The sequence below is a fragment of the Acidovorax temperans genome (genome assembly GCF_006716905.1).
GTDB classification, from domain to species: domain Bacteria; phylum Pseudomonadota; class Gammaproteobacteria; order Burkholderiales; family Burkholderiaceae_C; genus Acidovorax; species Acidovorax temperans.
The window spans coordinates 479,290-492,094 of sequence record NZ_VFPV01000003.1 but is presented as its reverse complement, the minus strand read 5'-3'; the positions used below and the strand labels follow the sequence as shown (position 1 = coordinate 492,094).

Sequence of the window (12,805 nt, the reverse complement as noted above, 5' to 3'; positions counted from 1 at the left end):
TTTAAATATAAGCGCTGGCATGGCACAAAGTGTGGTTACTAGGGGGGAGTACGTGCGTGCCTGTGAAAAAGAGGTTATGCGTTTTGGCGGAGCACGCTGACTCTTCAAGGTATCGGGGGTGAGTTGGGTTGGCGTCCTGGCCCCTCGGGTTGATCCACCTAGCGGCCGGTGCGGGCCTGCGCTGCCGCTACCAGCCCAGCCAGCGTTTCCAGAAATTCCGGGCAGGCCGGGCGGCAATCCCCATGCGGTCCAGTTGTTCTTGAAGGCGCGGAAGGTTGCTGGTGGCCAGCAGATCCATGGGGGAGGCGCCATCCACTTCAGACACCCGCAGCGGATCTGCGCCGCGCTGCAAGATGAAGAGCGCCACTTCTTCACGCTGGTTGCGTATGGCTGCCACCAGCGGGGTGGAGAAGAACTCTGGGTGGGCGTAGTTCACATCAATGCCCGCTTCGATGTAGTGCCGCACCAGGCGCATGTCGCCATCACAGACCGCCTGGTAAAAGCGCTTCCAGTCACCTGCGGACATAGGAACTTCCTCCGTGTAGGGTTTGGCTGTGAGCAGGGACATAAGCGTCATGCTGGCGCGCTGGTCCCATGGGGCCGGGGGCGGTCAGCGCGTCCAGCGATCCATGTCTGGCTTCTGCCGCAATGGCTGCATTCTGCGGTGCGCTGGCAGCTGGCGCGGTGATGGAAATCCCTTGGAATCCTCGGCGCTCAACACTGCGCTGTGGGCCGTGTCGGCCGTGTGGCTTGGACTGCTGCGTTGCAAAGACTCGCCATCACTGCGGGTGTTGCTTCGCTCAACGGCTGGCGGCTCCGAGGGATGCGCGGTGCTCTTGGGCCGCAAGGTTCCTGCCAATCACCCTGGGGTCATTTCCCTGGTCTGAACCCCATCGCAGGCTCAAAAGAAGCGGCAGCAGGCGTAAAAAAGCCCGCAGGGGGCACCTGCGGGCTTTGGGGTTCAGGCCTGGGCGCCATGCGCGCCAGGCACTTCACCGATCAACGCTTGCTGATAGGCAGCACGTCGCGGCGCTCAGCACCGGTGAACAGCTGGCGTGGGCGGCCGATCTTGTACTCGGGGTCGCCAATCATTTCGTTCAGTTGGGCAATCCAGCCCACGGTGCGAGCCAGCGCGAAGATGGCAGTGAACAGCGACACGGGGATGCCGATGGCGCGTTGCACGATGCCCGAGTAGAAGTCCACGTTGGGGTACAGCTTGCGCGACACGAAGTAGTCGTCTTCCAGCGCAATCTTCTCGAGCTGCTTGGCCAGCTTGAACAGGGGGTCGTTTTCCAGGCCCAGTTCCTGCAGCACTTCGTTGCAGGTTTCCTGCATCAGCTTGGCGCGGGGGTCGTAGTTCTTGTACACGCGGTGGCCAAAACCCATCAGCTTCACGCCGGAGTTCTTGTCCTTGACCTTCTCCATGAACTCGCCGACCTTGGCCACGCCACCGTTGCGCTGGATGTCTTCCAGCATGTTCAGGCAGGCTTCGTTGGCGCCACCGTGGGCAGGGCCCCACAGGCAGGCCACGCCCGCAGCGATGGCTGCGAAGGGGTTGGTGCCCGACGAGCCGCACAGACGCACGGTCGATGTGGATGCGTTTTGCTCGTGGTCAGCGTGCAGGATGAAGATGCGGTCCAGAGCGCGTTCGAGCACCGGGTTGACCTTGTACTCTTCGCAAGGCGTGGCAAACATCATGCGCATGAAGTTGCCAGCGTAGCTCAGGTCGTTGCGTGGGTAGATGTAAGGCTGGCCCACGCTGTACTTGTATGCCATGGACACCAGCGTAGGCATCTTGGCGATCAGGCGGATCGCGGCGATTTCGCGGTGCTCTGGGTTGTTGATGTCGGTGCTGTCGTGGTAGAAGGCCGACAGACCACCCACCAGACCGGTCAGCACAGCCATGGGGTGTGCGTCACGGCGGAAGCCACGCAGGAAGAACTGCATTTGCTCGTTGACCATGGTGTGGTTGGTCACGCGGCTGGTGAAGTCCTTCTTCTGGGCTTCATTGGGCAGGTTTCCGTACAGCAGCAGGTGGCAAGTTTCCAGAAAGTCGCAGTTCACAGCCAGCTGCTCAATGGGGTAGCCGCGGTACAGCAGCTCGCCCTTGTCGCCATCGATGTAAGTGATGGCGGACTGGGTTGCGGCTGTGGACAGGAAGCCGGGGTCATAGGTGAACATGCCCGTTTGTGCATACAGCTTGCGGATGTCGATGACGTCCGGGCCGATGCTGCCCTGATAGACCGGCAGGTCCACGCTGGGGCTGCCGTTGGAGAACGACAGGGTGGCTTTGTTGTCAGCTAGCTTCATTGTTACTTTCCTTAGGTTTGCCGATGTCAATCCGGTCTAGGGGCGCCCTGCGTTTGTCAGGCTCGCAGGGCAGGGGTGCCGCCACTCAAGCGCAGCATGCTGAGCACTTCGTTCACTTCGGCGCTGGCCAGTGTCTCGTCTGGTTCGCGGCGGCAGAGCAACAGGTCCAGCAGGTCGTTGTCTGCCAGGGCCATGAGCGCCGCCAACCCCTGAGCATGGCGTTGCTTCAGCTCAGGTTCGAAACGTTTGAAGAACTGCTGAATGAACAGGTCGTTCTCCAGCAAGCCGCGCCGGCAGCGCCAGTGCAGCTTGCTCAGTTCGCGCTCTGTCAGCAACTCGTCGGCGGCTGCAGGCGCTGTGGTGGCGATATCGCTCATGGTGAGGCCCTGAAAGGATCAGATGGCGCGGCGCACCATCAATTCCTTGATCTTGCCGATGGCCTTGGTGGGGTTCAGGCCCTTGGGGCAAACGTCCACGCAGTTCATGATGGTGTGGCAACGGAACAGGCGGTACGGATCTTCCAGGTTGTCCAGGCGCTGGGCTGTGGCTTCGTCGCGGCTGTCGGCGATGAAGCGGTAGGCCTGCAGCAGACCAGCGGGGCCCACGAACTTGTCGGGGTTCCACCAGAAGCTGGGGCAGCTGGTCGAGCAGCTTGCGCACAAGATGCACTCGTACAGACCGTTCAGTTCTTCACGCTCTTCGGGGCTTTGCAGGCGCTCACGATCAGGTGCCACCAGATTGTCGTTAATCAGGTAGGGCTTGATCGAGTTGTACTGCTTGAAGAACTGCGTCATGTCGACGATCAGGTCGCGGATCACTGGCAGGCCGGGCAGGGGCTTCAGAACAATCGTGCCCTTGAGGGTGTTCATGTTCGTCAGGCAGGCCAAGCCGTTCTTGCCATTGATGTTCATGGCGTCAGAACCGCAGACGCCTTCGCGGCAGGAGCGGCGGAACGACAGCGTAGGGTCTTGTTGCTTCAGCTTGATCAAGGCGTCCAGCAGCATGCGTTCGTGGCCGTCGAGTTCGATCTCGATGGTCTGCATGTAGGGCTTGGCGTCCTTGTCCGGATCGTAGCGATAGATTTGGAATGTGCGCTTCATGATTCTGCTCTCGTGGGGCTACTGTTTAGAACGTCCGGACCTTGGGTGGAATGCTTTCCACTGTCAGGGGCTTGAGGTTGACCGGCTTGTAATCCAGGCGGTTGCCTTCGCTGTACCACAGGGTGTGCTTCATCCACTCCTGATCGTTACGGCCCAGTGGGAACTCTGGGTGGTCGGCAGGATGCTCGTAGTCGTACACGGTGTGGGCGCCACGGCATTCCTTGCGGGCAGCGGCAGACACCATCGTGGCCTGCGCCACTTCGATCAGGTTGTCCACTTCCAATGCCTCGATGCGGGCGGTGTTGAACACCTTGGACTTGTCTTGCAGAGTGACGCTTGCCACGCGATCGCGCAGCTCGGCAATCTTCTTGACGCCTTCGTCCATGCTGGCCTGGGTGCGGAACACGCCAGCGTGCTGTTGCATCGTGGCGCGGATGTCGCCGGCGAGGGTTTGGGCGTAGGTGCCGCTCTTGGAGCTTTCGAGCTGGTTCAGGCGTTCCAGCGTGCGGTCTGCCGCGTCGGCAGGCAGTGGCTTGTGCTCTTTGTTCTTGTTGTTGAACTCAACGATGTGGCGGCCAGCGGCCTTGCCGAACACCAACAGGTCCAGCAGCGAGTTGGTGCCCAGGCGGTTGGCGCCGTGCACGCTCACGCAGGCACATTCACCCACAGCGTACAAGCCGTTCACCACGGAGTTGTTCACACCGTTCTTTTGCTCCACGACCTGGCCGTGGATATTGGTGGGCACGCCACCCATCTGGTAGTGGATGGTGGGAACCACGGGGATGGGTTCCTTGGTGATGTCCACGTTGGCGAAGTTCACGCCGATTTCGTACACCGAAGGCAGACGCTTGTGGATGGTTTCCGCACCCAGGTGATCCAGCTTGAGCAGGATGTAGTCCTTGTTCGGACCGCAGCCACGGCCTTCCTTGATTTCCTGGTCCATGCAGCGCGACACGAAGTCGCGGGGAGCCAAGTCCTTCAGGGTAGGCGCATAGCGCTCCATGAAGCGTTCACCATTGCTGTTGAGCAAGATGGCGCCTTCACCGCGGCAGCCTTCGGTCAGCAGCACGCCGGCACCGGCCACGCCGGTGGGGTGGAACTGCCAGAACTCCATGTCTTGCAAGGCGATGCCAGCACGCGCTGCCATGCCCAGGCCGTCACCGGTGTTGATGAAGGCGTTGGTGGATGCCGCGAAGATACGGCCTGCGCCACCCGTGGCCAGCAGCACGGTCTTGGCTTGCAGGATGTGCAGGTCGCCGGTTTCCATTTCCAGGGCCGTCACACCGACCACGTCGCCGGATTCGTCGCGAATCAGGTCCAGAGCCATCCACTCCACGAAGAAGTTGGTCTTGGCCTTGACGTTTTGCTGGTACAGCGTGTGCAGCATGGCGTGACCAGTACGGTCAGCGGCTGCGCAGGCGCGTTGCACGGGCTTTTCGCCGTAGTTGGCGGTGTGGCCGCCGAAGGGGCGCTGGTAGATGGTGCCGTCGGGGTTGCGGTCGAACGGCATGCCGAAGTGTTCCAGTTCGTACACCACCTTCGGTGCTTCGCGGCACATGAACTCGATGGCGTCCTGGTCGCCCAGCCAGTCAGAACCCTTGATGGTGTCGTAGAAGTGATAGTGCCAGTTGTCTTCGCTCATGTTGCCCAGCGAGGCAGACACGCCACCTTGTGCGGCCACGGTGTGCGAGCGGGTGGGGAAGACTTTGGACAGCGAGGCCACGTTCAGGCCTGCACGGGAGAGTTCCAGCGCGGCACGCATGCCCGAGCCGCCTGCGCCGACGATGACTACGTCGAACTTGCGCGTGGTGATGTTGGCTTTTGTATAGCTCATTTTGTACCTTCAATCGCGGGAATCAGAGACGCCACAGAACCTGGATACCCCAGCCAGCGCAGCTGACCAGCCAGACAATGGTGAAAACTTGCAGGGCCAGACGCAGGCCCACGGGCTTGATGTAGTCCATGAAGATGTCACGGACGCCCACCCACACGTGCCATGCCATGGCCACGATCACGGAGAAAGTCAGAACCTTCATCCATTGGGCAGAGAAAATGCCGGCCCACAGGTCGTAACCGATGGGGCCCTTGGACGCCACGAGCTGAACCAGAACCACGACGGTGAACAGAACCATCAGGGCGGCGGTGACGCGCTGGCTGAGCCAGTCGCGAAGGCCATAGTGGGCGCCGACGACCGTGCGCTTGGAGCCGTAATTGACGGACATATTGGTTTCCTTTTTTGCGGGGGCTATGGTGCCTTCAATGGCACGCACGCCTTGTTGTTTGAAATCAGTACAAGCCGAAAAGTTTGGCGCCCAGTACCAGCGTCAGGCCGATGCTGACTGCCAGCGTGAAAACGGCAGAGGTCTTGCCGAATTCCTTGTTCACGGCGTCGTGGCTGACGTCCATCCACAGGTGGCGCAGGCCGGCGATGAGGTGGTGCATGTAGGCCCAGATCAATGCCAGAACCACGAGTTTGATGAACCAGCCGGGGACAAAGCCCAAGCCCGCATTGAAGGCTGCTTTGAATTTTCCGAAAGAGATTTCCGACGACAGCGAGGTGTCGAACATCCAGATGACAAAGGGCAGCAGCAGGAACATGATGGCCCCGCTGGCACGGTGCAGGATCGAAACCCATGCTGCTGGTGCCATGCGATAGGTCGTCAAGTCCTTGAAGGCATTGATGTTGCGGAATTCAGGCCGTTTTTTGGCTAGTTCAGTCATGTCTGGTGCTTTCGTGGATGTAACTGCTCTGTAATTGGAAGATGCAAACAACACAAAATTCTATTGCAATGCAACAACCGCGCTTTTGTATCGGGATCAAAAATCGACGTTTGTAATCAGGTGCCAGCCTGCTGTCAGCTCAGTTCGTTACGGTAATGGTGGGTGTCGGTGCGGTAGAGGCCACGTCGTAACTCCATGGGAACATCGTTATAGGTGTAAGCGATGCGCTCCACACTCAACAGGGGGGTGGCTGTGGTGACCTGTAGCAATTGGGCCTGCTCTGCATCGGGCAGCACGGCGCGAATCTTTTCTTCGGCACGCACCATGCGTACTCCGAAATCCATCTCGAACATGGCGTAGGTGGGGCCTTGGTAGTTGGCCATCTGCTCGCCCGTCAGTCCTTTGAAAGCGTGGCCGGGCAGCCAGATGTCTTCCAGAATGGTTGGAACACCGGCAAAAGACAAGATGCGTTTGGCCTGCATGACGGGGTCACCGCTGCGCAATGCCAGCACCCGTGAAATGTCGGCGCTGGCGCGCACGCGGCGGCATTCGATCACGGAGCGCTGGGCCGGACCTTCCACGCTGGCGTCGCCTGTATCGGGGAGCAGCTTCAGAAACCGGTACTGAACATGTTGCTCGGCGTGGGTGGCAACAAAGGTGCCCTTGCCTTGCCTGCGCACCACTAGGTTTTCGGCAGCCAGTTCATCAATGGCCTTGCGCACGGTGCCTTGGCTTACCCGAAAGCGCGCTGCCAGCTCCATCTCGCTGGGAATCGATTCCCCAGGCTTCCACTCGCCTTGCTGCAGGCTCTGCAAAATCAAGCCCTTGATTTGCTGGTACAGCGGGCTGAACGCAGGCGTCGGCAACCCGGCGCCTTGAGGGGCGGGCGAATTGTCGGCAGCGAACGGGAGCGAGGACATGTGGAGTTGGTTGGGCGGGATGGGCGGTGAACCGCGGCGCTCGCAATCATATCTTATATAAGACATAAGACAAATTGACCGAGGCCATGAAACGGGGGTAAACTCCAAGGCTGTTTGCGGGGCACGGGCTGCTGGTAACAGGCGCTGGTGCTGCGTTGCACCTTTACCTGTTTTTGTCACTTCCTGGAGTTTTTCACCATGAGCAAGAAGCCTGTCCGTGTTGCCGTTACTGGCGCCGCTGGTCAAATCGGTTACGCACTGCTGTTCCGCATCGCCTCCGGCGAAATGCTCGGCAAGGATCAGCCCGTCATCCTGCAACTGCTGGAAATTCCTGACGAAAAGGCCCAGAACGCACTCAAGGGCGTGATCATGGAGCTGGAAGACTGCGCCTTCCCTCTGCTGGCTGGCATCGAAGCCCACAGCGACCCCATGACCGCTTTCAAGGACACCGATTACGCCCTGCTGGTGGGTGCCCGTCCTCGCGGCCCAGGCATGGAGCGCGCTGATCTTCTGGCTGCCAACGCCCAGATCTTCACCGCCCAAGGCAAGGCTCTGAACGCCGTGGCTTCCCGCAATGTGCGCGTGCTGGTGGTGGGCAACCCCGCCAACACCAACGCCTACATCGCCATGAAGTCGGCTCCTGATCTGCCAGCCAAGAACTTCACCGCCATGCTGCGTCTGGACCACAACCGCGCTGCTTCGCAAATCGCCGCCAAGATCGGCTGCGCTGTGGGCGACATCGAAAAGCTGGCCGTGTGGGGCAACCACTCGCCCACCATGTACGCTGACTACCGTTTCGCTACAGTGAACGGCAAGTCCGTGAAGGACACCATCAACGACCACGACTGGAACGTCAATACGTTCCTGCCCACCGTGGGCAAGCGCGGCGCCGCCATCATCGCAGCCCGTGGCCTGTCGTCGGCTGCCTCGGCCGCCAACGCTGCCATCGACCACATGCGCGACTGGGCCCTGGGCACCAACGGCAAGTGGGTCACCATGGGTATTCCTTCCAATGGCGAATACGGCATTCCCAAGGAAGTCGTGTTCGGTTACCCCGTCACCTGCGAAGGCGGCGAATACAAGATCGTCGAAGGTCTGCCCATCGACGCATTCAGCCAAGAGTGCATCAACAAGACCCTGGCTGAGCTCGAAGGCGAGAAGGACGGCGTCAAGCACCTGCTGTAAAGCACGTAGTCGCTAGCGCTTTGTGGCGGGCGGTTTGAGGGTTTTTGCCCTCTAGCGCCCGCCAATCAAGCGCTAGCAGCTCTCAATTTGAGAGCGGTGAGAGACATGCTGTGGCCCTTGCTTTCGATTTGCAGTGGCCACACGATTTTTCTCCCCCTGGGCATTGCACATAGCCCTGTAGCTGATGATGGACGCACTCCACCCCCGTGAAATACTGCTCGGCGCCCAGGCGGGTGTACAGGCATTGCCTGTGTGCGATCACTACAGCGGTGTGGAAGCTCGCATGCGCAAGAGCCTGCAGATGCAGGCTGAGCTGACCGAAGAGTTTGGCGCTTGCGTGGTGGATGTGACGCTGGACTGCGAAGACGGCGCTCCGGTGGGGCAAGAGGTGGAGCACGCCCGCCTGGTGGCTTCGCTGGCATCGGGTGCCTCGGCCACTGCCCGGGTGGCAGCGCGTGTGCACGCCACAGACCACCCTGCTTTTGCAAGCGATATCGACATCATTGCCGGCGCGGCCGGTCAACGCCTGTGTCACATCATGGTGCCCAAGGTGGAAACGGTGGACGACGTGGTTGCTGCCGAACAAGCCTTGCTGCGTGCAGGCGCCACCCATTTGCCTTTGCATGTGCTGATTGAATCGCCCTTGGCGGTATCACACGCTTTTGAGATCGCATCCCACCCCCAAGTGCAGAGCATCAGCTTTGGGTTGATGGACTTTGTCTCCTCCCACGGTGGCGCCATTCCTGCCCACGCCATGACATCGCAGGGGCAGTTCGCCCACCCTCTGGTGGTGCGTGCCAAGCTGGAGATTGCAGCAGCCTGTCATGCCTACGGCAAGGTGCCCTCGCATTGCGTGGTGACGGAATTCACCGACCCTGCCGCGATGCAGGCTGCGGCCCAGCGCGCATCCCAGGAACTGGGTTACACCCGGATGTGGAGCATCCATCCGTCGCAGATCCGCCCCATCCTGCGTGCGTTTGCGCCGGCGTTGGCTGAGGTGGAAGCGGCGGCGCGCATCCTGCTGGCAGCCCAGGCCGCCCAGTGGGCCCCCATCAGCCACGATGGGGTGTTGCATGACCGGGCGAGTTACCGCTACTACTGGCAGTTGCTGGAGCGTGCGCACTACACTGGTGTTGCGCTTCCTTCCTCGGTGGGCCACTGGTTTGATGTGGTTACCCCCGTGAGCCACGTTACTGCATGATTTTTACTGGAGCTTTGACGCCATGAAACAACTTTTCGCCTCCGCTCTCCTGCTTTTGGCGCCTGCTTGGGTGATGGCCCAGGGTTCCGGCGCCGCAACGCCTGCCAAGCCTGCATCGGCCAAACAGGCGACGGCGGCCAAGGCCAAGCCCGCCAACACCACCAAATCCTCTACCGCTGCGGCAGGCAATGGCAAGACTGTAGTGGCCAAGGCCCAGCAGACCAGCAGCCGCACCCAACTCAAGAGCGCGGCCAACCAGGTGGCTACCGGCATCATCGCCGCAGAGGCTGCACTGTCCCCCGAAGAGTTGGCCATTGCCGAGCGTGTGCATGTCGGGCGCATCGCCTGCGAACTGGGCGCTTTCGTCAATGTCTCAGCCGACAAGGCCAATCCAGGCCACTTCCAGGTCGAAGGCAAGGGCTTCAAGTACCGCATGATTCCCGTGGCGACCACCACGGGTGCGGTGCGTCTGGAAGACACCAAGGCCGGCGCGGTCTGGCTGCAGATTGCCAACAAGTCCATGCTGATGAACCAGAAGCTGGGTCAGCGCATGGCAGACGAATGCATGAGCCCCGAGCAGTTTGTTGTTGCTGAAGCCATCAAGAAAGCTCCCCCGCAGAGCGTTTTTGACGCCCCCAGCGGCAGCAAATAAGAACCTTGAAAACGCAGCACTTTCTTGCCCGGCCAGTGGGCAGGGAGGTGCGCTGTTGCCCCACTTTAGAACGTAACCGGAGAGAAGTATGTTGAAAGCCTACCGTGACCACGTCGCCGAGCGCGCCGCCCTGGGCATCCCGCCGCTGCCCCTCGACGCCAAGCAAGTGGCCGAGTTGATCGAGCTCATCAAGAACCCGCCCGCAGGCGAAGAAGCCTTTCTGCTGGACCTGCTGACGCACCGTGTGCCTCCAGGCGTGGACGATGCCGCCAAGGTCAAAGCCAGCTTCCTGGCCGCTGTGGCGCATGGCGACATCAAGGTGGACCTGATCTCCAAGGCCAAGGCGACCGAGCTGCTGGGCACCATGGTGGGCGGCTACAACGTGCACCCTCTGATCGAACTGCTCGACGACGCGGAAGTCGCTGGCGTGGCCGCAGAAGCCCTCAAGAAGACGCTGCTGATGTTCGACTTCTTCAACGACGTGGCCGCCAAGGCCAAGGCCGGCAACGCCAAGGCCCAGGAGGTCATGCAGAGCTGGGCCAATGCCGAGTGGTTCACCAGCCGCCCCGAGGTCGAGAAGAAAATCACCGTCACCGTGTTCAAGGTGCCCGGCGAGACCAACACCGACGACCTGTCGCCCGCCCCCGACGCCTGGAGCCGCCCCGACATTCCGCTGCACTACCTGGCCATGCTCAAGAACACGCGTCCTGACGCGGCCTTCAAGCCCGAGGAAGACGGCAAGCGCGGCCCGATGCAGTTCATCGAAGACCTGAAGAAGAAGGGCCACTTGGTTGCCTACGTCGGTGACGTGGTGGGCACCGGTTCTTCGCGCAAGTCCGCTACCAACTCGGTGATCTGGGCCACCGGCCAGGACATCCCCTTCGTGCCGAACAAGCGTTTCGGCGGCGTGACGCTGGGTGGCAAGATCGCCCCCATCTTCTTCAACACGCAGGAAGATTCCGGCGCTCTGCCCATCGAAGTCGATGTGTCCAAGCTCGAAATGGGCGACGTGATCGACGTGCTGCCCTACGACGGCAAGATCGTCAAGAACGGCGAAACCGTGGCTGAGTTCGCGCTCAAGAGCGACGTGCTGCTGGACGAAGTGCGCGCCGGTGGCCGTATCAACCTGATCATTGGCCGCTCGCTCACCGCCAAGGCGCGCGAGGCCCTGGGCTTGCCCGCATCGACCGTGTTCCGCCTGCCCAAGGCGCCGGCTGAATCCAAGGCCGGCTTCACGCTGGCGCAGAAGATGGTCGGCCGTGCCTGCGGCCTGCCCGAAGGCCAGGGTATCCGTCCCGGCACGTATTGCGAGCCGAAGATGACCACCGTGGGTTCGCAGGACACCACCGGCCCGATGACGCGCGATGAGCTGAAGGATCTGGCCTGCCTGGGCTTCTCGGCCGACCTCGTGATGCAGTCCTTCTGCCACACCGCTGCGTACCCGAAGCCGGTGGACGTGAAGACCCATCGCGAACTGCCGGCCTTCATCAGCAGCCGCGGCGGCGTGTCCCTGCGCCCGGGCGACGGCGTGATCCACAGCTGGCTCAACCGCCTGCTGCTGCCCGACACAGTGGGCACGGGCGGTGACTCGCACACCCGCTTCCCCATCGGCATCTCCTTCCCCGCAGGCTCGGGCCTCGTGGCTTTCGGCGCTGCCACCGGCGTGATGCCGCTGGACATGCCCGAGTCGGTGCTGGTGCGCTTCAAGGGTGAGATGCAGCCCGGCGTGACGCTGCGCGACCTGGTGCACGCGATCCCGCTGTACGCCATCAAGGCGGGCCTGCTGACCGTGGCCAAGGCCGGCAAGAAGAACATCTTCTCGGGCAAGATCCTCGAAATCGAGGGCCTGCCGGACCTGAAGGTGGAGCAAGCCTTCGAGCTGTCCGACGCCTCGGCCGAGCGTTCCGCCGCCGGCTGCACGATCAAGCTCAACCCCGAGCCGATCGCTGAGTACCTGCGCTCCAACGTCGTGCTCATGAAGAACATGATCGCCGATGGCTACCAGGACGCGAAGACCCTGCAGCGCCGCATTGAGAAGGTGGAAGCCTGGCTGGCCAACCCCAACCTGCTCGAAGCCGACAAGGATGCCGAGTACGCCGCCGTGATCGAGATCGATCTGGCCGACATCAAGGAGCCGATCGTTTGCTGCCCGAACGACCCGGACGACGCCAAGTTCCTGTCCGAAGTGGCTGGCACCAAGATCGACGAAGCCTTCATCGGCTCGTGCATGACCAACATCGGTCACTTCCGCGCCGCAGCCAAGCTGCTGGGCGGCCAGCGCGATATTCCCGTCAAGCTGTGGGTGGCACCGCCCACCAAGATGGACCAGAGCGAGCTGATCAAGGAAGGCCACTACGCCGCCTTCGGCACGGCTGGTGCGCGTACCGAAATGCCCGGCTGCTCGCTGTGCATGGGCAACCAGGCGCAGGTGCGCGAGGGTGCGACGGTGATTTCCACCTCCACCCGCAACTTCCCGAACCGCCTGGGCAAGAACACCAACGTGTTCCTGGGCTCTGCCGAGCTGGCCGCCATCGCCTCGCGCCTGGGCAAGCTGCCCACCAAGGAGGAATACCTCCAGGAAATGGGCGTGATCGATGCTGACAAGGCCAGCGTGTACCGCTACATGAACTTCGACCAGATCGAGGAATATGCTGAGGTTGCCAAGGGCGTGACGGCCTGACAGGCTGCGCTCAGCGCATGAATGCAAACGGCCCTT

The 12,805-nt window shown here is 61.5% G+C and carries 12 protein-coding genes; 4 read left to right on the top strand and 8 right to left on the bottom strand.

Going from position 1 to position 12,805, the window contains the following annotated elements:
- Positions 1-187: 187 nt before the first annotated feature.
- The 8 genes from BDD18_RS17235 to BDD18_RS17200 form a co-directional block, all read right to left on the bottom strand.
- On the bottom strand, positions 188-526 hold the full coding sequence (locus BDD18_RS17235; RefSeq protein ID WP_066695492.1) for an ankyrin repeat domain-containing protein: 339 nt from the start codon (positions 524-526) through the stop codon (positions 188-190).
- A 473-nt stretch (positions 527-999) separates the two neighbouring features.
- Entirely contained in the window at positions 1,000-2,310 is a 1,311-nt protein-coding gene (locus BDD18_RS17230; protein WP_066695491.1) for a citrate synthase, read from the bottom strand.
- 56 nt (positions 2,311-2,366) lie between these two features.
- A complete protein-coding gene (locus BDD18_RS17225) occupies positions 2,367-2,687 on the bottom strand; it encodes an FAD assembly factor SdhE (protein ID WP_066786571.1) in 321 nt (106 codons plus the stop codon).
- An 18-nt stretch (positions 2,688-2,705) separates the two neighbouring features.
- The gene (locus BDD18_RS17220; RefSeq protein ID WP_044397589.1) at positions 2,706-3,410 is read right to left on the bottom strand and encodes a succinate dehydrogenase iron-sulfur subunit; all 705 of its coding nucleotides are present in this window, start codon (positions 3,408-3,410) and stop codon (positions 2,706-2,708) included.
- Between the two features lie 25 nt (positions 3,411-3,435).
- Positions 3,436-5,244: a succinate dehydrogenase flavoprotein subunit gene (gene sdhA, locus BDD18_RS17215; RefSeq protein ID WP_066695481.1), complete on the bottom strand. Its 1,809-nt coding sequence runs from the start codon at positions 5,242-5,244 to the stop codon at positions 3,436-3,438.
- Positions 5,245-5,266: 22 nt separating this feature from the next.
- Entirely contained in the window at positions 5,267-5,632 is a 366-nt protein-coding gene (gene sdhD / locus BDD18_RS17210) for a succinate dehydrogenase, hydrophobic membrane anchor protein (RefSeq protein ID WP_044397620.1), read from the bottom strand.
- A 64-nt stretch (positions 5,633-5,696) separates the two neighbouring features.
- Positions 5,697-6,131, bottom strand: coding sequence for a succinate dehydrogenase, cytochrome b556 subunit (gene sdhC / locus BDD18_RS17205; protein WP_142084657.1), 435 nt, complete (start codon positions 6,129-6,131; stop codon positions 5,697-5,699).
- Positions 6,132-6,265: 134 nt separating this feature from the next.
- Positions 6,266-7,051 (bottom strand): GntR family transcriptional regulator, encoded by a 786-nt coding sequence (locus tag BDD18_RS17200; protein ID WP_066695470.1) that lies wholly within the window; start codon positions 7,049-7,051, stop codon positions 6,266-6,268.
- A gap of 198 nt (positions 7,052-7,249) precedes the next feature.
- Here BDD18_RS17200 and BDD18_RS17195 point away from each other — a divergent pair, with 198 nt between their 5' ends.
- From BDD18_RS17195 to acnB, 4 genes are all read left to right on the top strand, one after another.
- Entirely contained in the window at positions 7,250-8,236 is a 987-nt protein-coding gene (locus BDD18_RS17195) for a malate dehydrogenase (protein ID WP_142084655.1), read from the top strand.
- A 187-nt stretch (positions 8,237-8,423) separates the two neighbouring features.
- Positions 8,424-9,437, top strand: a complete 1,014-nt coding sequence (locus BDD18_RS17190; RefSeq protein ID WP_233100119.1) for an HpcH/HpaI aldolase/citrate lyase family protein — start codon at positions 8,424-8,426, stop codon at positions 9,435-9,437.
- A gap of 22 nt (positions 9,438-9,459) precedes the next feature.
- Positions 9,460-10,089, top strand: coding sequence for a hypothetical protein (locus BDD18_RS17185; protein WP_142084653.1), 630 nt, complete (start codon positions 9,460-9,462; stop codon positions 10,087-10,089).
- 88 nt (positions 10,090-10,177) lie between these two features.
- Positions 10,178-12,769: a bifunctional aconitate hydratase 2/2-methylisocitrate dehydratase gene (gene acnB, locus BDD18_RS17180; protein ID WP_066695462.1), complete on the top strand. Its 2,592-nt coding sequence runs from the start codon at positions 10,178-10,180 to the stop codon at positions 12,767-12,769.
- Positions 12,770-12,805: the final 36 nt, after the last annotated feature.

What these genes read in the sequence shown, in the direction of transcription:
- BDD18_RS17235 (WP_066695492.1), bottom strand. Translation starts at nt 526, where the DNA reads ATGTCCGCAGGTGACTGGAAGCGCTTTTACCAGGCGGTCTGTGATGGC.
- BDD18_RS17230 (WP_066695491.1), bottom strand. Translation starts at nt 2,310, where the DNA reads ATGAAGCTAGCTGACAACAAAGCCACCCTGTCGTTCTCCAACGGCAGC.
- BDD18_RS17225 (WP_066786571.1), bottom strand. Translation starts at nt 2,687, where the DNA reads ATGAGCGATATCGCCACCACAGCGCCTGCAGCCGCCGACGAGTTGCTG.
- BDD18_RS17220 (WP_044397589.1), bottom strand. Translation starts at nt 3,410, where the DNA reads ATGAAGCGCACATTCCAAATCTATCGCTACGATCCGGACAAGGACGCC.
- sdhA (WP_066695481.1), bottom strand. Translation starts at nt 5,244, where the DNA reads ATGAGCTATACAAAAGCCAACATCACCACGCGCAAGTTCGACGTAGTC.
- sdhD (WP_044397620.1), bottom strand. Translation starts at nt 5,632, where the DNA reads ATGTCCGTCAATTACGGCTCCAAGCGCACGGTCGTCGGCGCCCACTAT.
- sdhC (WP_142084657.1), bottom strand. Translation starts at nt 6,131, where the DNA reads ATGACTGAACTAGCCAAAAAACGGCCTGAATTCCGCAACATCAATGCC.
- BDD18_RS17200 (WP_066695470.1), bottom strand. Translation starts at nt 7,051, where the DNA reads ATGTCCTCGCTCCCGTTCGCTGCCGACAATTCGCCCGCCCCTCAAGGC.
- BDD18_RS17195 (WP_142084655.1), top strand. Translation starts at nt 7,250, where the DNA reads ATGAGCAAGAAGCCTGTCCGTGTTGCCGTTACTGGCGCCGCTGGTCAA.
- BDD18_RS17190 (WP_233100119.1), top strand. Translation starts at nt 8,424, where the DNA reads ATGGACGCACTCCACCCCCGTGAAATACTGCTCGGCGCCCAGGCGGGT.
- BDD18_RS17185 (WP_142084653.1), top strand. Translation starts at nt 9,460, where the DNA reads ATGAAACAACTTTTCGCCTCCGCTCTCCTGCTTTTGGCGCCTGCTTGG.
- acnB (WP_066695462.1), top strand. Translation starts at nt 10,178, where the DNA reads ATGTTGAAAGCCTACCGTGACCACGTCGCCGAGCGCGCCGCCCTGGGC.